22 protein-coding genes are annotated in these 22059 nt (G+C 72.0%); 10 read left to right on the top strand and 12 right to left on the bottom strand.

The window, feature by feature from the left end; genetic code table 11:
* Nucleotides 1-68 precede the first annotated feature (68 nt).
* Nucleotides 69-1700 carry an IucA/IucC family protein gene (locus IEZ27_RS37855; RefSeq protein WP_229824719.1) on the bottom strand — a complete coding sequence of 544 codons (1632 nt, stop codon included), beginning with the start codon at nucleotides 1698-1700 and terminating at the stop codon, nucleotides 69-71.
* 79 nt (nucleotides 1701-1779) lie between these two features.
* On the opposite strand from IEZ27_RS37855, the gene IEZ27_RS37850 reads away from it, so the two are divergent.
* From IEZ27_RS37850 to IEZ27_RS37825, 6 genes are all read left to right on the top strand, one after another.
* Nucleotides 1780-3387 (top strand): IucA/IucC family protein, encoded by a 1608-nt coding sequence (locus tag IEZ27_RS37850; protein ID WP_189651679.1) that lies wholly within the window; start codon nucleotides 1780-1782, stop codon nucleotides 3385-3387.
* A 52-nt stretch (nucleotides 3388-3439) separates the two neighbouring features.
* Nucleotides 3440-4288 (top strand): alpha/beta fold hydrolase, encoded by an 849-nt coding sequence (locus IEZ27_RS37845; RefSeq protein WP_189651678.1) that lies wholly within the window; start codon nucleotides 3440-3442, stop codon nucleotides 4286-4288.
* A 39-nt stretch (nucleotides 4289-4327) separates the two neighbouring features.
* On the top strand, nucleotides 4328-5437 hold the full coding sequence (locus IEZ27_RS37840) for an L-dopachrome tautomerase-related protein (RefSeq protein ID WP_189651677.1): 1110 nt from the start codon (nucleotides 4328-4330) through the stop codon (nucleotides 5435-5437).
* 211 nt (nucleotides 5438-5648) lie between these two features.
* Entirely contained in the window at nucleotides 5649-6068 is a 420-nt protein-coding gene (locus tag IEZ27_RS37835) for a NifU family protein (protein WP_189651676.1), read from the top strand.
* Entirely contained in the window at nucleotides 6056-6952 is an 897-nt protein-coding gene (locus tag IEZ27_RS37830) for a hypothetical protein (protein WP_125641424.1), read from the top strand. Before IEZ27_RS37835 ends, IEZ27_RS37830 begins: the two co-directional genes overlap by 13 nt.
* 1 nt (nucleotide 6953) lies before the next feature.
* Nucleotides 6954-7724 (top strand): hydrogenase maturation protease, encoded by a 771-nt coding sequence (locus IEZ27_RS37825; RefSeq protein WP_229824718.1) that lies wholly within the window; start codon nucleotides 6954-6956, stop codon nucleotides 7722-7724.
* Here the strand turns inward: IEZ27_RS37825 and IEZ27_RS37820 are convergent.
* Nucleotides 7696-7932 (bottom strand): hypothetical protein, encoded by a 237-nt coding sequence (locus IEZ27_RS37820; RefSeq protein WP_189651675.1) that lies wholly within the window; start codon nucleotides 7930-7932, stop codon nucleotides 7696-7698. The genes IEZ27_RS37825 and IEZ27_RS37820 overlap by 29 nt on opposite strands.
* A gap of 250 nt (nucleotides 7933-8182) precedes the next feature.
* On the opposite strand from IEZ27_RS37820, the gene IEZ27_RS37815 reads away from it, so the two are divergent.
* The 3 genes from IEZ27_RS37815 to IEZ27_RS37805 are packed head-to-tail and all read left to right on the top strand — an operon-like array spanning nucleotide 8183 to nucleotide 9979.
* Nucleotides 8183-8566 (top strand): hypothetical protein, encoded by a 384-nt coding sequence (locus tag IEZ27_RS37815; RefSeq protein ID WP_189651674.1) that lies wholly within the window; start codon nucleotides 8183-8185, stop codon nucleotides 8564-8566.
* 57 nt (nucleotides 8567-8623) lie between these two features.
* Complete coding sequence (locus IEZ27_RS37810; RefSeq protein WP_189651673.1) at nucleotides 8624-9202, top strand: TetR/AcrR family transcriptional regulator; 579 nt, start codon at nucleotides 8624-8626, stop codon at nucleotides 9200-9202.
* A 39-nt stretch (nucleotides 9203-9241) separates the two neighbouring features.
* Nucleotides 9242-9979 (top strand): SDR family NAD(P)-dependent oxidoreductase, encoded by a 738-nt coding sequence (locus IEZ27_RS37805; RefSeq protein WP_229824717.1) that lies wholly within the window; start codon nucleotides 9242-9244, stop codon nucleotides 9977-9979.
* Between the two features lie 2 nt (nucleotides 9980-9981).
* On the opposite strand, the gene IEZ27_RS37800 is transcribed toward IEZ27_RS37805, so the two are convergent.
* The 8 genes from IEZ27_RS37800 to IEZ27_RS37765 form a co-directional block, all read right to left on the bottom strand.
* Nucleotides 9982-11277, bottom strand: a complete 1296-nt coding sequence (locus IEZ27_RS37800) for an MFS transporter (protein ID WP_189651671.1) — start codon at nucleotides 11275-11277, stop codon at nucleotides 9982-9984.
* Nucleotides 11278-11287: 10 nt separating this feature from the next.
* Nucleotides 11288-12196: an RDD family protein gene (locus tag IEZ27_RS37795; RefSeq protein ID WP_189651670.1), complete on the bottom strand. Its 909-nt coding sequence runs from the start codon at nucleotides 12194-12196 to the stop codon at nucleotides 11288-11290.
* A gap of 41 nt (nucleotides 12197-12237) precedes the next feature.
* A complete protein-coding gene (rbsD, locus tag IEZ27_RS37790; RefSeq protein WP_189651669.1) occupies nucleotides 12238-12627 on the bottom strand; it encodes a D-ribose pyranase in 390 nt (129 codons plus the stop codon).
* Nucleotides 12624-13568 (bottom strand): substrate-binding domain-containing protein, encoded by a 945-nt coding sequence (locus IEZ27_RS55375; protein WP_189651668.1) that lies wholly within the window; start codon nucleotides 13566-13568, stop codon nucleotides 12624-12626. The genes rbsD and IEZ27_RS55375 overlap by 4 nt, the downstream gene beginning before the upstream one ends.
* An 18-nt stretch (nucleotides 13569-13586) precedes the next feature.
* The gene (locus tag IEZ27_RS55370; RefSeq protein ID WP_308427334.1) at nucleotides 13587-14564 is read right to left on the bottom strand and encodes an ABC transporter permease; all 978 of its coding nucleotides are present in this window, start codon (nucleotides 14562-14564) and stop codon (nucleotides 13587-13589) included.
* Nucleotides 14554-16080, bottom strand: coding sequence for a sugar ABC transporter ATP-binding protein (locus IEZ27_RS37775; RefSeq protein ID WP_189651667.1), 1527 nt, complete (start codon nucleotides 16078-16080; stop codon nucleotides 14554-14556). Before IEZ27_RS37775 ends, IEZ27_RS55370 begins: the two co-directional genes overlap by 11 nt.
* Complete coding sequence (locus tag IEZ27_RS37770; protein ID WP_189651666.1) at nucleotides 16053-17060, bottom strand: LacI family DNA-binding transcriptional regulator; 1008 nt, start codon at nucleotides 17058-17060, stop codon at nucleotides 16053-16055. The genes IEZ27_RS37775 and IEZ27_RS37770 overlap by 28 nt, the downstream gene beginning before the upstream one ends.
* 121 nt (nucleotides 17061-17181) lie before the next feature.
* Complete coding sequence (locus IEZ27_RS37765; protein ID WP_189651665.1) at nucleotides 17182-18702, bottom strand: golvesin C-terminal-like domain-containing protein; 1521 nt, start codon at nucleotides 18700-18702, stop codon at nucleotides 17182-17184.
* 227 nt (nucleotides 18703-18929) lie between these two features.
* Between IEZ27_RS37765 and IEZ27_RS37760 the strand changes: the two genes are divergently transcribed.
* Nucleotides 18930-20903 carry a family 10 glycosylhydrolase gene (locus tag IEZ27_RS37760; protein ID WP_189651664.1) on the top strand — a complete coding sequence of 658 codons (1974 nt, stop codon included), beginning with the start codon at nucleotides 18930-18932 and terminating at the stop codon, nucleotides 20901-20903.
* A gap of 3 nt (nucleotides 20904-20906) precedes the next feature.
* Here the strand turns inward: IEZ27_RS37760 and IEZ27_RS37755 are convergent, their stop codons facing one another.
* A complete protein-coding gene (locus IEZ27_RS37755) occupies nucleotides 20907-21395 on the bottom strand; it encodes a cupin domain-containing protein (protein WP_189651663.1) in 489 nt (162 codons plus the stop codon).
* A gap of 4 nt (nucleotides 21396-21399) precedes the next feature.
* Entirely contained in the window at nucleotides 21400-22005 is a 606-nt protein-coding gene (locus tag IEZ27_RS37750) for a TetR/AcrR family transcriptional regulator (RefSeq protein ID WP_189651662.1), read from the bottom strand.
* Nucleotides 22006-22059: the final 54 nt, after the last annotated feature.

The raw sequence follows: 22059 nt of genomic DNA, 5'->3' as shown, positions 1-22059 counted from the left end.
GGAGATCGGCGCGCCGCAGGGGCGGGCTTGCTCCATCCTCCTCCTCGGCCGGGAAAAGAGCCAGGCGCTCACTGTGCGTGAGCGAGGGCCCAGGACGCGCCCTGGGTGAGGGGGTTGGGCAGGGTCGTCCAGCTGTCGCCGGGCGGGGCGCCGGCCAGTCGCGCGAGCAGGTGCGCCTTCACCCGGATCCGCTCGCCGAACAGGGCGTCGCGGTCGGCGCGCACGTCCGCGGTGTCGGGGAGCGCGTCGAAGGCCCGCCGCGCCGCCGCCGCCACGACGGCCCACAGACGTGACTCAGAGGTACGGTCCCCCTGACCCAGAAGGGAGACGAGACTGCCGAACGTGGTGCCGACAAGCGAGCCGAAGAGCTTGGCGTGCAGGACCTCCGGGTCGTCGCTGAGCAGCCGGGCGCTGACCGGCGGCCTCCCGAACCCGTTGCGGGCCAGCCGGGCCGGGCTGATCCGGACGTCGGCCAGGTCGCGGTAGACCAGCTCGACGGGCGCGCCCCGCCGGTCGAGCACGACCAGCAGGTTCTGGCCGTGGGCCTCCAGCGCGACCCCGAGCGCCAGCAGGCCGAGCGCCGCCGCCATCGCCACGTCGGCGAAGGCCGCCAGCCACTCGCGCGCCGCCTCGTGCCGGGCCGTCCCGATCAGCCCGGCGAGGGGGAAGGCGGTCCCGTCCCCGGCCGGCGGGACGGCGAGGGCCGCGACGGGGAGCACGGTGCGGCCGGGCCGGCGCGGGGTCGGCTCGCGCAGCATGACGGACAGGTCAGCGGTGTGCTCGCCGTGGACGGCGGCCGCGGCCCCGGACAGGTAGCGGGCGATGCGCGGCCGGCCGCCCAGCCGGGCCGACAGGGTGGTGAGCAGGTCCGACAGGGGGACGCAGTCGCGTACCGAGCCGGGTGAGATGTCCCTGACGCCGGAGGTCATCCGGGCGGTGAAGGCCGTCTTGAGGTGCGGGCCGCCGTCCAGGGGGGCGAGGGTCCGTACGGACATCAGCGGGTGGCAGGGCAGCACCCCGGTCGCGTACGGGCGCACGCCCAGCTCCGGCAGCACGTGACGGGTCTGCCAGGGGTGCACGGGCAGCAGCAGCCGGTCGCCGTCCATGAGCGAGCCCGGCCACGGCCCCGTGACCAGGCATTCGGCGGCGGGCACCGACACCAGGTCGAGCGCGACGACGGGCCGGTGCTCCGGCATGTACGCCAGCTGCTCGGCCACCGACACTCCGGGCCGGTTGCGGCAGCCCGGATGGTAGGGATGGCCGTCGACCACGCTCTGCTCGTGGTGTTCGGGGCCCGGCTCGCGGACGGGGGAGGCCGCGCCCGCGCGGGAGAGCGCCATGGAGGCGACGCTGTTGTCCAGGTCGTCGACCAGCCCTTCCGAGCCGGGCAGGCCGAGCGCGACCAGCAGCCCGGCCGGATCGGCGTACGCGACGCCGTCCAGCCGCAACACCGGCTCGCCGGCCAGGTCGTACGGCAGCCGGGCCGGCCCGGTCAGGTCGCGGCCGTCCGCGAGCCGTACGCGGACGTTACCGCCCGTGGCCACGCGCTCGCCGAGGCCGGGCAGGGGCTCGCAGAGCAGGCCGCGCCACAACCGGCCCATGACGGCGGCCCGTGCGCCGGGAAGGGCCGCGGCGTACCCGGGTGAGAGATCTGGGCGCACGGCGGCCAGGTCCGCCGCGAACTCCACCGAATGCCGCATGACCCCCGCCGTATCCAGGAACATCCCCGGTGACAACCCTGTGGACACTGATCAGTACAAAAGGGTAGGACAGGTCGCCATGGCATATATCGACGACCTCCTCCCGCCGACCGGCGCGGAGCACGAGGTACGGACCCGGCAGGCCGCGGAGCAGGCCGAAGCCCTCTCGGTGACGGCCCTGCTCAACTGCCTGCTCCGCGAGGTCGCCCGTCCCGTCGCGACCCCGTCCGGGGCCGAGGCGGAAGGCGGCCTGTGGGAGCTGCCCGCGACCGGGCACGTGCTGCGCGTCGGACCCGGACGCTACCCCGGCCCGCCCTCCCTCCAAACCTCCGGCGGCCCGAACCCGCTGTCGCTGGACGACCTGGTGGCGCTGACCGAGGCCGAGCTGCTGGCGGGCACCGGCCACGCCAACCCGTCCCTGGCCGGGGAGATCGCCGGCAGCCGGGACGTCATGGCCACGCTGCTGACGGCCCGGCGGACCGCCACCCCACCCGCCGACCCGTACCTGCGCTCGGAGCAGGCGCTGGTCGCCGGTCACCGCTACCACCCCGCGCCCAAGGCCCGCGGCGGGTCGGGCCCGGAGTCCTGGCTGGCCTACTCGCCGGAGGTCCACGCGAGCTTCGCGCTGCCGCTGCTCGGGGTGCCCGCCGAGGCGCTGGTCGAGCAGGGCGACGCGGGCGCGCTCGACCGGCTCGGGCCGCCCGCCCCCGACGGCCTGGTGCTGCTGCCCGCCCATCCGTGGCAGGTGGAGCTGCTGGGGGGCCTCAAGGAGCTGCGCCACCTCGGCGTCACGACGGCGACGGCCGTGCCGACCGCCTCGATCCGCACGGTGTACCTGCCGGAGGCGGACCTGTTCTGCAAGTTCAGCCTGGACGTGCGCATCACGAACGACATCCGCCGCCTGTGGTTGCACGACCTGCGCTGGCTCGGCCTGATCGACGACCTGCTGCGGGTGGCGTTCGACGACCTGCCCGAGCACCGGCCGCGGCCCGCCGTGCTCAGCGACCGCGGCTACCGCAGCGTGGAGCTGGGGTCGGACGGCGGCGAGGCGCTGGCGGTGATCGTCCGCGACGGGCTGGGCGGGCACCTGCGCCCGGGGCTGACGGCGCTGCTGGCCGCGGGGGTCAGCGAGGGCTTCCCCGGCAACCCGCTGGACGGCCTCGACGCCGACGGCGCGCTCGTGTGGTGGCGGCACTACCTCGACCACGTCGTGCCGCCGGTCCTGCACGCCTACTTCCGCCACGGCGTGGTGCTCGAATGCCACCTGCAGAACGTGCTCATCGGCGTGGACGAGCGGGGTGTGCCCGGCCAGGCGATCTTCCGCGACCACGAGGGGGTCAAGCTGACCGCGGACCGCCACAGCCTGCCCGGCGCCCGCACGCCCGTCGTGAGCGCCGCCTACGGCTGGGAACGGCTGCTGTACTGCCTGGTCGTCAACAACCTCGTCGAGATCGCCGGCGCGGTGGCCGAACGGCATCCGGAGCTGCGGGCCGAGTTGTGGGCCGCTGCCAGGGCGGTGTTCGCCGGGTGCGCCGGGGAGCTCGGCGAGCCCGAGGAGCTGCGCGCGCTGCTCGCGGACCCGTACGTGCCGGCCAAGGCCAACCTGCTGCTGCGCTGGCTGGAGGCGGACGGCGCGGACATGCGGTGCGTGCCGGCGCCCAGTCCGTTGCGACTCTTTACGCCATAAGCTATCCTCGCCGGACAAACAGTTTACGGTGTATCGAATTCGAGGAGAGGCGATGTCCGAGGCGACGCTGCACGACGGAAGCACCATCGAGGTGGAGGTCCACGGCTCGGGGCCGGTCGTGCTCATGCCCGTCAACCCGACGCCGGTCGAGGGCGAGCAGGCCGAGGCGATGCGGCAGTGGGGCGCCGACCCCGCGCTCGGCCGTTCGCTCATCGACGGCCTCTCCGACGCCTTCCGCGTCGTGGCCTTCGACTACGAGGGCCACGTGCTGGCCAACCCCAAGCCGGACACGCTGACCCCCGACAACGTGTCCGCCGACATCCTGGCGGTGGCCGACGCGGTGGGGGCCGACCGGTTCGCCTACTACGGCTACTCCTGGCTGGCGCTCAGCGGGCTTCAGCTCGCCCTGCGCACCGACCGGCTCTCGGCGCTGGTCATGGGCGGTTTCCCGCCGCTCAACGGCCCGTACGCGGCGATGTTGCGGGTCACCGAGGCGACGTACGAGATGGCCGTCGCGCCGAAGACCGCCACGCCGCCCGCCACGGGGACGGGCGAGCCGGGGGACTGGTCGTCGACCGAGGTGACGCTGGGTGAGGGGCAGGCCCGCCAGTTCCTCAGCCTCTACCAGGCGCTGCGCGGCTTCGACGACAGCCAGGTGCGCCTGTCCTGCCCCCGCCTGTGCTTCGCCGGCTCGCAGGACGAGATCGTGTACGACGAGCGCTGGGGCGGCACCCACGTGAGCATCGCGGGCCCGCTGCTGCGCGACCGGGCGGCCATCGAGGCGCTCGGATGGGACGTCGAGGTGCTCGACGGGCTCGACCACACCGGGGCCATGCAGTCGGCGAACGCGCTGCCGATCCTGCGGCCATGGCTGGAGAAGACGCTGTTTCTCCCGGCCTGACCTGGGCAGTTGCCCGGCAGTCCGGGGAACGGGGGGAACATGGCGAAGGGGAACGGCCGCGGCGGCGTTCAGCCGGTCGATGAGCCCATCGGGAAACTGGAGCTCGTGCACGCCTTCGAATCCGGCCCGATGCCGACGGGCGTCACGGTCTCGCGTACGGGCCGGATCTTCGTCAACTTCCCCAGGTGGGGTGACGACGTTCCGGCGACCGTGGTCGAGCTGGTGGACGGGAAAGTCGTGCCCTACCCCGACCAGGTGTGGAACGACGAGGCCGACGAGCCGTCGAAGTGGCTGGTCTCGGTGCAGAGCGTGGTCGTCGATCCCATGGACCGGCTGTGGATCCTGGACACCGGCAGCCCGATGTTCCGGCCCACCAGGAAGGGCGGTCCGAAGCTCGTCTGCGTGGACCTGGAGACCGACACCGTGGTCAAGGTCATCCTGTTCGACCGCGGCGCCGCTCTGGAGACCTCCTACCTCAACGACGTACGGTTCGACCTGCGCAAAGGGGTCGCCTACCTCACCGACTCCGCCGACAAGGGCCCCAACGCGATCGTCGTGGTCGACCTGGCCAGCGGGCAGGCTTGGCGGCGGCTGCACGACCACCCGAGCACCAAGGCGGAAGGTCCGCCCGACTTCCTGCCGGTCGCCGAGGGCCGCCCGTTCCTGGAACGGCCGGCGGACGGCCCGCCGCGGCCGGTCCTGATGGGCTCGGACGGCATCGCGCTCCCGGCCGGCGGCGAGCGGCTCTGGTACTGCCCCCTGCTGTCCCGCCGCTGGTACAGCGTCTCCACCGACGCGCTGGTGGACCGTACGCTGGACGACGCCGACGTGGCGGCGACCGTCAGGGACGAGGGCGACAAGGGCGGCGCGGCCGACGGCCTGGAGGCCGACGACGCCGGGCGCATCTATCTGACCGACTGGGAGCACAACGCCGTCCTGCGCCGCCTGCCCGACGGCACGATCGACACCCTGGTCCACGACGCCCGCCTGCTGTGGCCCGACACGCTGTCGGTGTCCGACGGCCACCTGTACGTGACCGCCAACCAGCTGCACCGGCAGGCCAGGTTCCAGGAGGGACGGGACCTGCGGCGGCACCCGTACGCGCTGTTCCGGGTGGCGATCGACGCCGGTCCGGTCCGGCTGGTCTGACGGCGCTCCCGGCGGCCCCGGCGACACGGGCGGGGCTGGGTCGTGGTTTGCCGTCTCCGCCGACGCGGTATGCCCGCTACGTAGAGGTACCGGTCGGCTACCAAGTGCCGCCATCGCTAAACCTCTGCAATGGCCATTTGGGGGGCTTAAGGCCGATGAATGCCGCTAAATACGACAGGTTGCTCGACGGTGTGACCGTCCTGGGGGCACCATGTCGCTGAACGCACGCATCGGCAGGATCGAGAGCCTGCTCGAACGGGCCGAACCGCCCGCCGTCGAGCTGGCCCAGGCCCTGCTAGACCTCTACGGCGAGGGCCTGACGCGGATCATGGCCGCGGCCGACGACGACCTGGCGGCGCGGCTGGCCGACGACGACGTGGTCGCCCACCTGCTGCTGCTGCACGACCTCCACCCGATCGACGTACGCACCCGGGTGGAGGACGCGCTGCGCGGCACCGGCGCCGAGGTGGTCTCGGTCGATGGCGACCTCGTCCGCGTACGGCTCGACGACGGCGGTTGCTGCTCGGCCGACGCGGCACGGCGGGCCGTGCGCGACGCGGCGCCGGAGGTCGAACGGGTCGAGATCGTCCAGCCGCTGCCCAAGGTGGGGACCGGCAGATGGACCACGTGAGGCGCATCGCCCGCGCCGTGCTCTACGAGGGCTACCTGCTGTGGCCCAACCGCCGCTCGCCCGTCCCCGACCGGCGGCGCTGGACGTTCGGCGGGGTGCACCCCGAGTCCTACGGCCGGGCGCACGAGGGCAACCCGTGGCTGACCCAGACCCAGTGCCTGCTGGAGGCGCACGGCGACGACGTCGTCGACGTACATGTCCGCTTCCTCCACCTGGTGACCTGCGAGGTGGCCGTGCGGCGCGAGGGCGAGCTGGTCCCCGTGCCCGAGCTGACCGTCGGCGGCACCCGTCACCTGCCCCGGGAGGAGGCCAAGGAACGCGAGGTGGCCGAGACCGGCCTGCGGCTGACCGACCTGCTGTCCGGCCCGGTCCGGATGGAGATCGACGTGCCGCCGGGCCAGCGGGCCGAATGGCTCGACGGCGAGGGCGTGCTGCTGCGCGGCTGGGAGGCGCTCAGCGGCCTGGCCGAGGTGTTCGCCGAGCGCCTGTGCGAGGGGCTGTTCAGGCTCACCGTACGGGTGGCGAACACGAGCCCCTGGCAGGGCGACTCGCGCGCGGAGGCCATGAAGCACACCCTGGTCTCCGCGCACACCGTCGTCAGCTCGCCGGGCGGCCGGTTCGTCTCGCTGATGGAGCCGCCCGACGGACTGCGCACGCTCGCCGCGGGCTGCCACAACGTCGGCACCTGGCCCGTCCTGGTGGGCGAGGAGGGCGACCGGCACACGATGTTGTCCGCGCCGGTCATCCTGTACGACCATCCCAGGATCGCGCCGGAGAGCGGCACGTTCGACGCCACGGAGATCGACCGGCTCCTCACGCTCAGCGTGCTCTCGCCCACCCCCGAAGAGCTCATGCGCCTGCACGGCACCATGCGGGAGACGTGACATGGAAACCTGGTCCCAGACGGATCGGCTCGGCCCCGCCGAGGTGATCGTCGACGGCGTGCGGCTGTCCCCGGGCAGCCGGGTGCGCCTGCGTCCCAAGAGCCGCGCCGACATCCTCGACCTCGCGCTCAACGGCCGCCTGGCCGTGATCGAGAGCGTCGAGCGGGACGACGTCGGCGGCTTCCACGTCGGCGTCACGCTCGCCGCCGACCCGCTGCGCGACCTGGGCGAGTCCAGGCTGCCGTGCCACCGGTTCTTCTACTCGGCGGAGGAGCTCCAGCCCGTCGGGGGAGGCTGCCGGCCGCGCGTCCTGGTGGCCGGCATCGGGAACGTCTTCCTCGGCGACGACGGCTTCGGCGTCGAGGTCGTCCACCGCCTGGCCGACGACGACCTGCCCGCCGACGTGATCGACTTCGGCAGCCGCGGCCTCGACCTGGCCTACGCGCTCCAGCGCGACTACGAGGCCGCGATCCTCCTGGACGCCGCGCCGCGCGGCGAGCCGCCGGGCACGCTCACCCTGCTCGAACCGGACATGCCCGACCCCGGCGGCGTCCCGGCCGAGAGCCACGGCCTCGACCCGGTCAAGGTGCTGCGCATGGCGCGGGAGCTCGGCCGGGCGCCCGCCCGGGTGCTCGTCCTGTGCTGCGAGCCGGCCAGGCTGGTCACCGACGACGTGCTGCCGGAGCTGAGCGAGCCCGTACGCGGGGCGGTCGAGGAGGCCGTGCGGATGGTGCGCGCCCTCGTCATGGACGTGCTGGCGGAACGGGCCTGATCCCGTCCAGGTCGCCGGGCACCGAGCGCATGCGGTCCTCGACCGCCTCCAGGCGCGTCACGGGCACCGGCGCCTCCTGGGCCGGCCGTTCGGCCGAGCCGCGCAACCAGGAGTCGAGCATGACGTCGCCGACGACGACCGCGCTGACCGTCTTCTCGTCTCGGGTCCCCAGAGAGGGCGAATACCTGCAAAAACCCTGATCAACCACGTAGTGGCTTTATAGGTTCATCCGTATTCGACGTTACGGGCCGTCCCTATCGGGTAGCCCGGCCGCTATGCACGGCCTTCGGACCTCGACGCGCTGATGGCGACCACCGGCGCGGACGGGAGCGCGATCGGCGACCGCCTGGTCGTGCCGCCCGGTGCCTGCCGGGACCTGCGCCGAGCTGCGGGAACGGGCGTTCGACCTGGCGGTGCAGAGCCAGAGCAGGTCGAAGAGCTATTGAAGGGGTACGGAAATGGCTGATCAGGTCGTGCTGGACGAGCTGCAGCAGGCCCTGGACGAGGCGTTCCAGGGACGGGACCGGGTCGCGATGCGCGAGGTGTACGCGCGGGTCTCCGCGCACCTGCGCATCCCGGCCGACATGCTGGCCCATCTCAACGAGGTGCCCGAGGGCAGGTACACCAGGGAGGAGATGGCCGAGGCGATCAACGGCGTCATCAGGCGGCGGGGCGAGCAGGACAGCCTCGGTCTCCTGGGGATCCCCCGGCAGCGGCCGGTCGAGGAGACCCCCGCCGCCGAGCGGGCCATCGAGGACGACACACCGCTCGAATACCTCAACCCGACGGCGACCCCGCCCGACGACGACCAGACCCCGCGCTTCCGCGAACCGGGCGCGTAGCGGGGGCCGTCACTCGCTAATTAGACCGTTCGTTCTTGAATGTGGTAGCTTCGCCGCGTGGGACGGAGCAAGGAATTCGATCCGGAGGTCGCCCTGGACCGGGCGCTCGACCTGTTCTGGGAGCGCGGTTACGAGGCGACCTCGATGGCCGACCTGGTGGAGCGGCTGGGGCTGGCGCGGGCCAGCATCTACGGCACCTTCGGCGGCAAGCGGGAGCTCTACATCAAGGCGCTGGAGCGTTACCTGGCCCGGCGCAACGTGGTCGAGCCGCTGGCCCAGCCGGGGCCCGCGGTGCCGGCCGTACGCGCCTTCCTCGACGCGTACGTGGCCGAGATCCTGGCCGACGAGCTGCGGCGCGGCTGCATGGTCGTCAACACGGCCGTGGAGTTCGCCTCGCGGGACGCCGAGCTGTCGCGCCGGGTGACGGCGAGCTGGGCCGAGCTGGAGACCGCGCTCGCCGCCGCCCTGGTCCGCGCCCGCGCCCAAGGGGAGATCCCCGCGTCGAAGGACCCGTACGCGCTGGCCAGGTTCCTGCTCGTGCTGCTCCAGGGGTTGCGCGTGCTCGGGCGCGCCGATCCCGAGCCACGCCGGCTGCGTGACGCCGTCGAGCAGGCCATGATTGCCGTGCAAATTTGAGACCGATCGTTCTAGGAGTTTGTCGTGTTTGAAGGAAAAGTGGCAATTGTCACCGGGGGCGGCGGGGTCGTGGGGCGGGCCGCCGCGCTGGCGTACGCGCGTGCCGGGGCGTCCGTGCTGGTCGCCGGGCGTGACACCGGAAGGCTCGGCGAGGTCGTCAAGGAGATCGAGGCGGAGGGCGGGCGGGCCGCCGGGTTCGCCGTGGACGTCACCGACTCGGCCTCCGTCGCCGCCATGGTCGAGGCCGCCGTCACCCGGTACGGCGGGCTCGACGTCGCACTGAACGCCGCCGGTGTCTTCGGCATGCTGGCCCCGGTGGCCGACTACGACGAGGACACCTGGGACACCGTGCTCGCGGTGAACCTCAAGGGCGTGTTCCTGTCGATGAAGCACGAGATCGCGTACATGCGCGAGCACGGCGGCGGCACGATCGTCAACGTGGCCAGCAACCTCGGCGCCCACTGGCGCCTGTCCGGGGCCGCCGCCTACGCCGCCTCGAAGGCCGCGGTGAGCCACCTGACCCGTACCGCCGCCCGCGACCACATCGCCGACGGCGTGCGCGTCAACGCCGTCAGCCCAGGGCCCATCGACTCGCCCATGTCCATGCGCCCCGGCGAGACGCCCGCCGAACGCGACGACCGCATGAGGGACGCCCTGCCGATCGGCCGCGTCGCCACCCCGGAGGAGATCGCCGCGGCGGCGTTGTGGTTGTCCTCGCCGGCGTCGAGCTTCGTCGTCGGCCAGGACCACGTGATCGACGGCGGTGCCACGGCCTGACCTCAGCCGACGGCGGCCGGCGTGCGCGTCTCCTTCATGGCCACCACCGCCACCAGGCTGATCAGCCCCACCCCTGCCATGTACAGCGACACCGACAACGACGTGCCGGTCGACTTCTGCAGGGCCGTCGCGATCAGCGGGGCGAACCCGCCGCCGAGCAGCGCGCCGACCGCGTACGAGAAGGAGACGCCGCTGTAGCGGTAGCGGGCCTCGAACATCTCCGCGAACAACGCCGACTGGGGCCCGTACGTCGCCGCGAGCCCCACGTTGAGCACCACCACGGCGACCACCAGCAGTGCGGTGACCTTGGTGTCGACCAGCAGGAAGAACGGCACGGCCCAGACCACGAGGAGCACCGAGCCGGCCAGGTAGAACGGCTTGCGGCCGATCCGGTCGGACCAGATCGCGCTGGCCACGATCCCGGCCAGCCAGGTCAGGCTGCCGATGATCACGACGACGAGCATGACGTTCCGGCTGATCTTCAGCACCTGCGTGCCGTAGGACAGGAGGTAGGCGAGGAACACGTAGCCGATCGCGGTGTTGGCGACGAAGCTGGCCGAGGCGATCAGCAGCGCGCGCGGCCGCTCACGGAAGACGTCGAGTACGGGCCGCCGGCTGCGGGCCTGCTCGGCGGCCAGCTCCCGGAACACCGGCGTCTCGGCCACCCGCAGCCGGATGAACAGCCCGACCCCGACCAGCACGATGCTGAGCAGGAACGGCAGCCGCCAGCCCCAGCTCGCGAACTGCGCCTCCGACAGCCCGGCCGTCACCGCGACGTAGACCAGCTGCGCCAGGATCAGCCCGGCGGGCACGCCGACCTGGGAGTACAGCCCGTAGCGGCCACGCCGTCCGGGCGGGGCGTGCTCGACGGCGAGCAGGGCCGCGCCGCCCCACTCGCCGCCGGCGCTCAGGCCCTGCAACAGTCGCAGGGCCAGCAGCAGGATCGGGGCCAGGACCCCGATCCGGTCATAGGTGGGCAGCAGCCCGACGCCGATCGTGGCCGCCCCCATCAGCAGCAGCGACGCGACCAGCATCGCCTTGCGCCCGAGCCGGTCGCCGAAGTGCCCCCACACCAGGCCGCCCACGGGCCGGGCCAGGAACCCGACGCCGAGCGTGGCGAACGAGGCCAGCGTGCCCGAGGCGGGCGAGAGCGGGGAGAAGAACTGCGAGCCGAAGACCAGCGCGGCGGCCGTGCTGTAGATGAAGTAGTCGTACCACTCGATCGTGGTGCCGACGGCGCTCGCCATGGCGACTCGGCGAAGTTGCCTGGGGTCCGGCTCTGCTGCCTCGCGGGTCATGGCGCCTCCCTCACCGCCAGAGTAGATCGTTCTCCGCCCGCTTCACAGTGGTCCCCGACAGCCGGTCATGGAGCGGGTGACCGTCCACGAGCCACCACAGGCCGTCCACGACGAGGGCGACGACCCCGAACCCGGGCAGCAGGACCAGGCCGGGGAACACCAGTGCCCGCACGGCGGCCCCGCGCCACCGCGGCGGGCCGCCGGTCGTCGCGGACACCACCTCGATCCGCGCGATCCGCTTGCCGAACGTCCGGCCGGACAGCGCGTACGTGACCGCGACGGGCAGGAGCAGCAGGCACGAGAGGGCGTCGGAGCTCAGGGGGCCGCACTCGGAGGCCGGGAGCCCGGCGAGGTTCGTGAGGGTGACGACGATCAGGTAGTCGATCACGAAGGCCGCCGACCGGCGCGCGCCCAGGTCCGCCGGCGCGGGCTCCGCGTCGTCCTGCGTCACGAGCAGCACCAGCGCCGCGGCCACGAGGAGCAGCAGCTCCGCGGCGCCCCAGGCGGCCACGACCTCCGTGAACCACCGCCAGGACAACACCGCGGCGACCTGGCACGTCTCGAAGTCGAAGTACTGGGCGCCGAGCGGAGAGGCCAGGGCGATCAGCGTGAGCAGCCCCGCGACCCGGCGTCCCGCCCGGGGCGCGCGTGGGCGGGATCCGGCCGTCAGGAAGCCCGCGACGACGAGGACCGCGGGAACGGCGTAGAGCACCGCCAGGTCCGCCAGCGCCGAGGCGTCTCCCACCAGCGGGGTGAGGAGCCGGGACAGGTACGGGAGCCCGCCGGCGGGCCCGGAGGCCGGGCACATGCCGCCGTGCATCTCCGCCGGCGGCTGCTGCCGGAGGTCCCAGATCTCCCCGGTGGAGAAGGCGGCCGAGGCCAGGGCGGTGGCCCAGGCCAGCAGGGATAATCGCGACAATCAACGCTCCCGTTCTGTGCGCGATCACCCTATCGGCGTACCTAGAACGCCACCCCGCAGCGCAGGATCACGTTCGAGTACGGCGTGGCCTCCCCCGTACGGACGATCAGCCGCGCCCCGGCCGACAGCCGCTTCAGCTCCTCGTGCGGCACGTACGCCAGCTCCGGCAGGCGGGCCGCGAGCAGGTCCGCGCAGCCGGGATTGCCCGCGCGCACCTCCTCGGCCACCGTCGCCCCCTCGACGACCAACTCGGCCAGCAGGCCGTCGAGCACGTCGGCGAAGGCCGGGATGCCCGGCAGGAAGGCCAGGTCGACCACCCGCACGCCGGGCGGCACGGGCATCCCGCTGTCACAGACCAGCACCTGGTCGGTGTGGCCGAGCCGGGCCATGGCCCCCGCCAGCCCGGCGTTCAGAATCCCCGCGCGTTTCACTGGAAGTCCGCGGCGTTCTCCTTGGTCGCCACCTTGACCGGCACCGCCACCGTCTTGGCGATGTCCTCACCCTTGGCGGCCTTGACCGCCGCCTGCACGGCCTGCTGTCCGAGCAGCTTCGGCTGCTGCGCGACGGTGGCGGCCAGCGTGCCCGCCTGCACGGCCTTCAGGCCGTCGGGGGTGCCGTCGAAGCCGACGATCTTGACCTGCTGGCCCGCCTTGGCGCCCACGGCCTTGATCGCGCCGAGCGCCATCTCGTCGTTCTCGGCGAAGACGCCGGTGATGTCGGGGTTCGACTGGAGCATGTTGGTCATGACGTCCAGGCCCTTGGTGCGGTCGAAGTCGGCCGGCTGCTTGGCCACGACCTTGATGTTCGGGTACGCGGCGATGCCCTCGGCGAAGCCCTGCCCCCGGTCGCGCGAGGCGGACGTGCCCGCCGTGCCCTGCAGCACGACCACGTTGCCCTTCTCGCCGAGCTGCTTGGCCAGCTCCTGCGCGGCCAGCTTGCCGCCGGCCACGTTGTCGGAGGCCACGGTCTGGGCCACCTCCGCGCCGTTGACGCCGCGGTCGGCCGCGATCACCGGGATCTTGACCCGGTCCGCCGCCTTGACCGCCGGGGCCGCCGCGTCGGAGTCGACCGGGTTGACGATGATCGCCTTCATGCTCTGGCTGGTGAAGTTCTGGACCTGGTTCACCTGCTGGGAGGCGTCGTTCTGGGCGTCGGTGACGGTCAGCGTGACGCCCTCCTTCTTCGCCTCGGCCTCAGCGCCGTCGCGCAGCTGGACGAAGTAGGGGTTGTTCAGCGTCGACACCGACATGCCGATCTTGATGTCCCCGCCCCCCGAGGACGTGCTGCCGGATCCGCCGTCGCCGGAGGAGCCGCAGGCGGCCAGACCGAGCGTGAGCGCGGCGCCGGCCATGACAATCGCGGGAATCCGCATGATCTTTACTTCCTTTTCCTAGTTCGTTCCCCTGCGCCGCAGGGTGTCGACGAGGACCGCCAGCGCGATCACCACGCCGATCACGACCTGCTGCCAGAACGCCGAGACGGACAGCAGGTTCAGCCCGTTGCGCAGGACGGCGAGGATGAGCGCGCCGACGAAGGTGCCGAGCGCCCTGCCCTTGCCACCGGACAGGCTCGCGCCGCCGATGACGACGGCTGCGATCGCGTCCAGTTCGTAGCCGGCGGCGGCCTGGGGCTGCGCCGAGGCCAGGCGGCTGGCCAGGACGATCCCGGCCACCGCCGCGAACACGCCGGACAGCGCGTACGTGATGAGCTTCTGCCGGTTGACCTTGATGCCGGACAGCCGGGCGGCCTCCTCGTTGCCGCCGATGGCGTACATGGCCCGGCCCGGGTACGTGCGGTTGAGCACGACGGCCGCGATCACGCCCATGACCAGCATCACCAGCACCGGGATCGGCAGGTAGTCGCCGAGCGTGTCGCCCAGGTGGGACACCGCGTCGGGCATCGCGATCGGGCTGCCCTGCGAGATCACCAGGGCCAGGCCGCGGGCGATGCCGAGCATGGCCAGCGTGGCGATGAACGGCGGCAGCTTGCCGTACGCGATCAGGGCCGCGTTGACCAGGCCGCACACGACGCCGACGGCCAGCGAGACCACGACGGCGACCGGCCACGGCAGCCCGGCGCTGGTGGCCGTCCAGGCCAGCACGATCGCCGACAGCGCGGCGACCGAGCCGACGGACAGGTCGATGCCGCCGGTGACGATCACGAACGTGGCGCCGAAGGCCAGGATCGCGGTCACGGCCGCCTGGACGCCGACGTTGAGCAGGTTCGTCACGCTGAGGAAGTCGGACGACAACAACGACAGCGCCACGACCAGCACGACGAGCGCGGCGAGCGCGCCGTTCTCGGCGAACCAGGCCGCCGCGGGCGACCGGCGCCCGGTGAGCTTGTTCGGAACGGTGCTACTTGGCACGGGGACCCTCCACATCCGTGACCGCGAGGGCCATGACGTCGTCTTGCGTGGTCCCGGCCGCGGGCAGCTCGCCGACGAGCCTGCCGCGGGCCATGACCAGAATGCGGTCGCTCATGCCGAGCACCTCCGGCAGATCGCTGGAGATCATGAGCACGGCGTGCCCGGAGGCGGTGAGCGCGTTGATGAGCTGGTAGATCTCGACCTTGGCCCCGACGTCGATGCCGCGGGTCGGCTCGTCGAGGATGAGCACGCCCGCGTCGGCGACCAGCCACTTGCCGATGACGACCTTCTGCTGGTTGCCGCCGGACAGCGTGCGGACCTCCTGGTCCAGGCCGGTCATCCGGATGCCGAGCTGCTCGGCCACCTTCGCCGCGGCCCTTCGCTGACCGGCGCGGTCGACGAAGCCGGCGCGCGTGGCGGCGCGCATGGTGACCAGGCCCAGGTTCTCGGCCACGTCCGCGCCGAGCACGAGGCCCTGGCCCTTGCGGTCCTCCGGGACCAGCCCGAGCCCGGCCTCCATGGCGGCGTGCACGTCACCGGGCGCCAGACGGTTGCCGCGGACGACGACCTCGCCGGCGTCGTAGCGGTCGGCGCCGAAGACGGCCCGCGCGACCTCGGTGCGGCCCGCGCCGACCAGCCCGGCGACCCCGACCACCTCGCCCGCGCGCACCTCGAACGTCACGTCGTCGAAGACGCCCCTGCGGCCGAGGCCGGACACCTTGAGCAGCGCCTCGCCGCGTTCGGTGGTCTGGCGCGGGAACTGCTGGTCGATCGGGCGGCCCACCATGAGCCTGACCAGCTCGTCCTGCGGGGTGTCGGCGGGGACCTCGGTGACCGACCTGCCGTCGCGCAGCACGGTCACGCGGTCGCCGATCTCGGCGATCTCCTCCAGATGGTGGGTGATGAACACGATCGACACGCCCTCGTCGCGGAGCTGGCGGACGATCGTGAACAGCTTGGCCACCTCGCCCGTGGTGAGCACGGCGGTGGGCTCGTCCATGATGAGCACGCGGGCGTCGAGCGCGAGCGCCTTGGCGATCTCCACCATCTGCATGCGGGCGATGCCGAGCCGGGAGACCGGGGTCGCCGGGTCGACATCCACGCCGACGCGGTCGAGCAGCGCCTTGGCCTGCCGTTCCATACGCTTCTTGTCCACGAGGCCGAACCGGCGCGGCGGCCGGCCGAGCGCCAGGTTCTCGGCCACGGTGAGCTGCGGGACCAGGTTGAACTCCTGGTAGATGGTGGCGATGCCGAGCCGCTGGGCGTCGCCCGCCGCGCGGATGTCCACCGGCTGCCCGTCCACGCTGACCCGCCCGCCGTCCGGCCGGTACGCGCCGGACAGGATCTTGATCAGCGTGCTCTTGCCCGCGCCGTTCTCGCCCAGCAGGACGTGCACCTCGCCGGGGCGCAGGCTCAGGTCGACGCCGTCGAGGGCCACCACACCGGGGAAGACCTTGCGCAGGCCCTCGGCCTTGAGTATCTCCGCGCTCACTCCATGATCCCTTTCCGCTCGCATGATCGGCGAATCACCAGGTGCGCAGGCAGGACGTGCGAGTCGGCCGCCTGGCCGCGCTGGATGCGGCCGATCACGAGCCGCACGGCCAGGCGTCCCATCTCGGCGGTGGGCTGGGCGATGGCGGTGATCGGCGGCGCGGTGTGCTTGAACCAGGTCACGTCGTCGAAGGAGGCCACGGCCACGTCGGCGGGGATGCGCAGGCCCCTGGACTGGATCTCCTCCAGCCCGCCGAGCGTCATCAGGTTGTCGCCGAAGAAGATGGCCTCGGGCGGCTCGGGCAGGTCGAGCAGCTCGGCGGTGATGCGCCGGCCGCTGCCCTCGCGGAAGTCGCCGGGGCGCACGTACTCGGGGCGTACCTCCAGGCCCTCGGCGGTCATCGCGGCGGCGAAGGCGGCCGTGCGCTCCCGTCCGGTGGACAGGGTGGCGGGGCCGGAGGCCAGGGCGATCCGGCGGTGGCCCTGCTCGCGCAGGTGGCGGACCAGCTCGCCGATCGCGGCCGAGCCGTCGGAGCGTACGGAGGGCACGTCGAGGCCGGAGATCGTACGGTCGAGGAACACCACCGGCCGGCCCGCCTCGGCGAGCTGCTGCACCAGCGGCGTGACCTCGGCGGTCGGGCAGATCAGCAGGCCGTCGACCTGTTGCTCCAGCAGCGTGCGCACGTAGTGGTCCTGCTGGTCGGCGCGCTCGTCGGCGTTGCCCATGACGACCGTGAAGCCCTCGCGCCTGGCCTCGTCCTCGACGCTCCTGGCCAGCTCGGTGAAGAACGGGTTGAGGACGTCGCCGATGATCAGCCCGATGGTCCTCGTCGCGGTCGTGCGCAGGGAGCGGGCGACGGCGTTGGGCACGTAGTTGAGCTGGTTCATCGCGTCGTAGACTCGGCGCCGGGTCTCCTCGTTGACCGAGGGGTTCTCGTTGAGCACGCGGGAGACCGTGGCGACGGAGACACCGGCCTGCGCGGCGACATCTTTGATCCTTGCCATCGTTCCTCCGTGTAATCGATTACACGGCAGCTTATGAAATCGATTACATGATTGGCAAAGTGAAATGGCTCACACCCCCGGGGGCGAGGGTGTGAGCCGGCTTTCGGGTGGTCCGGCCTGCTCAGACCTTGCTGATCCGGACCGCGTCGGCGATGACGAGGCCGGTGCCGGCGGTCCACCGGCTGATGCCGACGACGTTGTAGGTGCCGGCGTTCAACGAGAAGGTGCCGATGCTGCGCCAGCTCCCGCCGCCCGACCGTTGGTCGACGTAGACGGTCTGGTTACCGCCCGAGGCCGCCACGATGTACGGCGCCGAGCTGTTGTAACCCGGATCGGCCGGGTACCAGACCTCCACCTTGTACGTGCCCGCGCTGGGGATCGCGGCCTGGTACCAGGCGGGGTCGCTGGAGGCGACCGGGTCGGCGAAGCGGTAGTCGGCGCCGTAACGCTGGCTGGAGTAGGCGGAGGTGCCCCAGTTGGCGCTGGCGGTGAACTTGCCGGAGGTGGTGTTGTCCACCGTGGCCGACCACGAAGGCGTGCCGCCACCGGTCACGTAGTTCATGTACGTGGTCCAGTTCCAGTACGACCCGGGGTCGGTGTGGTCGGCGCCGGGGACCTCGTTGTGCCCGATGATGTGGGCGCGGTCCTTCGGGATGCCGTACTTGTCGCAGATGGCCTTGGTCAGGGCCGCCGACGCGCGGTACATGGCGTCGGTGAACCACGAGGCATCGCTGACGTAGCCCTCGTGCTCGATGCCGATGGACCTGGTGTTGTACGTCCAGTTGCCGGCGTGCCAGGCGACGTCCTTCTCGCGCACCATCTGGGTTATGGCGCCGTTGGAGGACTTGACGACGTAGTGCGCCGAGACCTGCGCGGCGGAGTTCTGGAACCAGGAGATCGTCCCGGCGTACGAGCCCTGCGTCACGTGGATGACCACGCGGTCGATGGCGTAGCTCGACGGCCTGCTGGAGGCGGTGTAGTTGCTGGAACTGGCCGGGACCCAGGCGGCCGGGCCGTAGTCGGTGCTGAGCACGCCGACGTCGGAGCGCGCGTTCAGGTCGGGGGCGTTGGCGTACTCGCCGCGGTCGGCGGTGACCTCCTGGGGCTTGACGGTCACACCCCTGGCCTTGATGCCCAGGCCGAGCTGCTCGTAGACCGAGTCGGCGTACAGGCGGGCGGTCTCCGGCGAGGAGGCGTTGCCGTACTTGGCGACGGCCTGGTACCAGCGGCCGGCGTCCTTGCGGGCGGCGTCGTCCAGGCCCAGTTCGTCGGCGTACGAGCGGAGCACGGCCGCGCCGCCGACGATGTTGGACTCGTTGTCGGAGCGCAGCTTCTCGACCGGCAGGCTGGTCAGCTCGGCGGCCTTCTCCAGCGCGTGGTTCGTGGGGTTGCTGACGAGGTGCATCAGGCCGTAGCCGCCGCTGGCGCTCGGCTTGCCCTGGTGGTCGTCGAGGTGGGTCTCGGCGTAGGCGAGGGCGACCAGCAGGTCGCGGGGCACGTCGCTGGCCGCGGCGGCCTTGGCGAACGCCGCGGGAAGGGCGGGCTCCCTGGCGGCCTGGGCGGCAGGCTGGCCCGCGGTGATCAGGGCGACGGTGAGGGCGGAGGTGGCGAGGGCAGCTAATCGCGTGCGGGCGAGAATCATGGGGATGCTCCTCGTTGGGGGGTGACGGATGGAACGCGGGCGCGGAAGCCCGACCCGCGTTTGGCCGCCGAATGCGGCCCAACGTACGTCACCCCTGACACAATGTCGATAATTGACATTACAGACGTGTTAGGTGAAACTTTCCGCCCGTTGGCGAACAGGTGGCCTGAAAGTTGGGCCCCTGAAAACTATTGCGCTTTGCAGTCAAGGGGCTGAAACTTCCCTTCGTGACCGCGCTCCTGCGTACCGTCCTGGCGGCGCTCACCGCCGTTGTCGTCACCGCCGTCGTCACCGCCGTGGCCCCCGCCCCCGCCTCCGCAGCCCCCGCCTCCACAACCTCCGCAGTCGCCTGCGCGACCGACCCCGCGACGCCCAAGCGGCAGCTCCGGGCCATGTGGATCTCGTCGGTCGCCAACATCGACTGGCCGAGCCGTACCGGGCTCAGCGTCTCCGCCCAGCAGGCCGAGTTCCGGGCCTGGCTCGACCTGGCCGTCGCCAAGCGCATGAACGCCGTGATCGTGCAGGTCAGGCCGACGGCCGACGCGTTCTGGCCCTCCCCGTACGAGCCGTGGTCGCAGTGGCTGACCGGCACCCAGGGGACCAACCCGGGCTACGACCCGCTGGCGTTCATGGTCAGCGAGGCCCACGCGCGGAACCTGGAGTTCCACGCCTGGTTCAACCCGTACCGGGTGGCCAACAACGACGACCCGTCCAAGCTGGTCTCCACGCATCCCGCGCGGCAGCACCCCGACTGGCGTTTCGCCTACGGCGGGAAGCTCTACTACAACCCCGGCATCCCGGCGGTACGCGACTTCATCGAGGACGCGATCATGGACGCCGTCACCCGCTACGACGTGGACGGCGTGCACCTCGACGACTACTTCTACCCCTATCCGGTCAGCGGCCAGGCCATCCCGGACTCGGCCGCCTACGCCCAGTACGGCGGCGCGTTCCCCAACATCGCCGACTGGCGGCGCGACAACGTCAACCTGCTCGTCCGCGAGCTCGGCCAGCGCATCCACACCGCCAAGTCGTGGGTGTCGTTCGGGATCAGCCCGTTCGGGATCTGGCGCAACTCCTCGACCGACCCGCTCGGCTCGCGCACGTCCGGCCTGCAGTCCTTCGACGCGATCTACGCCGACAGCCGCCAATGGGTCAAGCAGGGCTGGATCGACTACCTGGCGCCGCAGATCTACTGGCACATCGGGTTCTCCACGGCCGCCTACGAGGTGCTGACCGCGTGGTGGTCGGACGTCGTACGCGGCACCGGCGTGCAGCTCGTCGTGGGGCAGGCCGCCTACCGGGCGGGCGCCTCCGGCCAGGAGGCCGCCTGGCAGGACCCGGCCGAGCTGAGCGACCACCTGTACGACAACAGGAAACATCCTGAGATCGCCGGTGACGTCTACTTCAGCGCCAAGGACGTCAAGGCCGACCGGATCGGGGCGATCACGAAGCTCGTCACCGACCACTACGCCAAGCCCGCCCTGCTGCCCTCCCGTGGCTCGGGGGCCGCGCCCGCCGCGCCCTCGATCACCTCGGCCACCGCGGGCTCGAACGGCGTCCAGCTCACCTGGACCGGCTCCGGCACCGCGTACGCGGTCTACCGCGTGGCCGGCACGCCGCCCTCGGCCGATCCGTGCTTCTTCGCCGACGCCCGCAACCTGATCGCCACCACCAGGCAGACCTCCTACACCGACCCGGGCGGCGGCGCGTCCACCTACTACGTGACCGCGCTGAGCAGGACCCACCAGGAGAGCGCGCCGAGCGCGGGCCGGGCGTCGGGCGGCACGGGCGGCTTCAGCGTCGTGATCGACAACGCCGACGCCAGTTTCACGGCCTCCGCGTCCTGGGGCACCTCGTCCTACTCCACCCAGGCGCACGGCGCCGACTACCGCTTCGCCGACCCGGTCGCGGCCAGCGACCCGGCCTGGTTCCGGGCGGCGATCCCGAGCGCGGGCAGCTACCGCGTGGAGGTCTGGTATCCGGCCAACGCGGGGTACAACGGCTCCGCGCCGCACATCGTGGCGGCCTCGGGCGGCAACCAGACCGTCAACGTGGACCAGCGCACGGGCGGCGGGGCGTGGCGGGTGCTGGGGACGTACACGCTGGCGGCGGGGACGTACAACGTGGTCGGGGTGAGCCGGTGGACCTCGGCGACCGGCTACGTGATCGCCGACGCCGTGCGTATCACCAAGGTCTGACCCTCACGAGCGGGCCTTCGTCCAGGCGGGGCTGTCGAGGAAGTGGTTGTCGAAGCGGTCCTGCGAGGCCAGCAGCTCTTCGAGCGTGGCCTCGCCGGTCTTGAGCCGGGCCAGCAGGCGGAAGTACTCGAACCGCTCGACGCCCGGCGTGATGACGATCAGCAGGTCGGCCTCGGCGCCGGGGGCCGCGCCGAAGGCGTGGGCGACGTCCGGCGGCACGACGGCGACGTCGCCCTGCTCAAGGGTGATCACCTCGTCGCCGGACAACACCTGCACCCGGCCGTCCAGGACGTAGAACATCTCGGACGCGGTGGTGTGGGTGTGCGGGACCGCGCCGTCGGCGCCCTCGCCGAGGGTGATGCGCATGGTGCTCAGGGCGCCGCCGGTCGCGCTGGAGTCGAGCAGCATGCGGCCCGTGCTGGGCGGGCCGCCGATGATCTCGGCGTCCACGGAGCGGATGACGGCGGTGGTGCGGGGGTCGATGAGCGACATGGTGTTATCCGTTCTCGGGGGTGGCGCCGCGCAGGGCGGTGTCCACGAGGCGTTCGGCGTAGGCGCGGTCCACGGGGGAGCCGGTGATCAGGACGCGGTAGTACAGGGCCCCGGCGAGCTGGTCGAACAGGGCCTCGATGTCGAGGTCGGCGCGTAGCTGGCCGCGGTCCCTGGCCCGTTCGAGCAGGGCGCGGGCCATGGTGTTGCGGCGGGCGTACATCTGGCGTTCCAGCTCGCCGACGTCGGGGTGACGGGCGGCGGCGGCCACCAGCTCGGCCACCGTGCCCGCCGACGGGTCGTCGTCGCCGGGCGCGCGGCCCGCCGCGCGCATCCGGTTGAGCCCGGCCGCGATCTTCTCCAGGTACGCCGGCAGGTCGCGGCGGATGTCACCGGTGTCGGTGATCTCGTCATGGTCCTGGAGCCGGTTGACGATCGCCACGGCCAGGTGGTCCTTGGTCGGCCAGCGGCGGTAGAGCGTGGTCTTGGCGATGCCGGCCCGCTCGGCGACCTCGTCGGGGGACAGGCCGGCGTAGCCGCGGGTGAGCAGCAGCTCGGTGGCCGCCTTGATCACGCTCTCGTCGACATCACTCCTGCGCGGCCGTCCCACCATGCCCGCCTCCTTTTCGCTACCTGAGTAGCGTAATCAGAGGCGAGCCTATTTCGC

The organism is Nonomuraea spiralis (genome assembly GCF_014648435.1).
Taxonomy (GTDB): domain Bacteria; phylum Actinomycetota; class Actinomycetes; order Streptosporangiales; family Streptosporangiaceae; genus Nonomuraea; species Nonomuraea spiralis.
The sequence above is the reverse complement of the archived record's forward strand: the minus strand, read 5'-3'. Positions and strand labels throughout refer to the sequence as shown.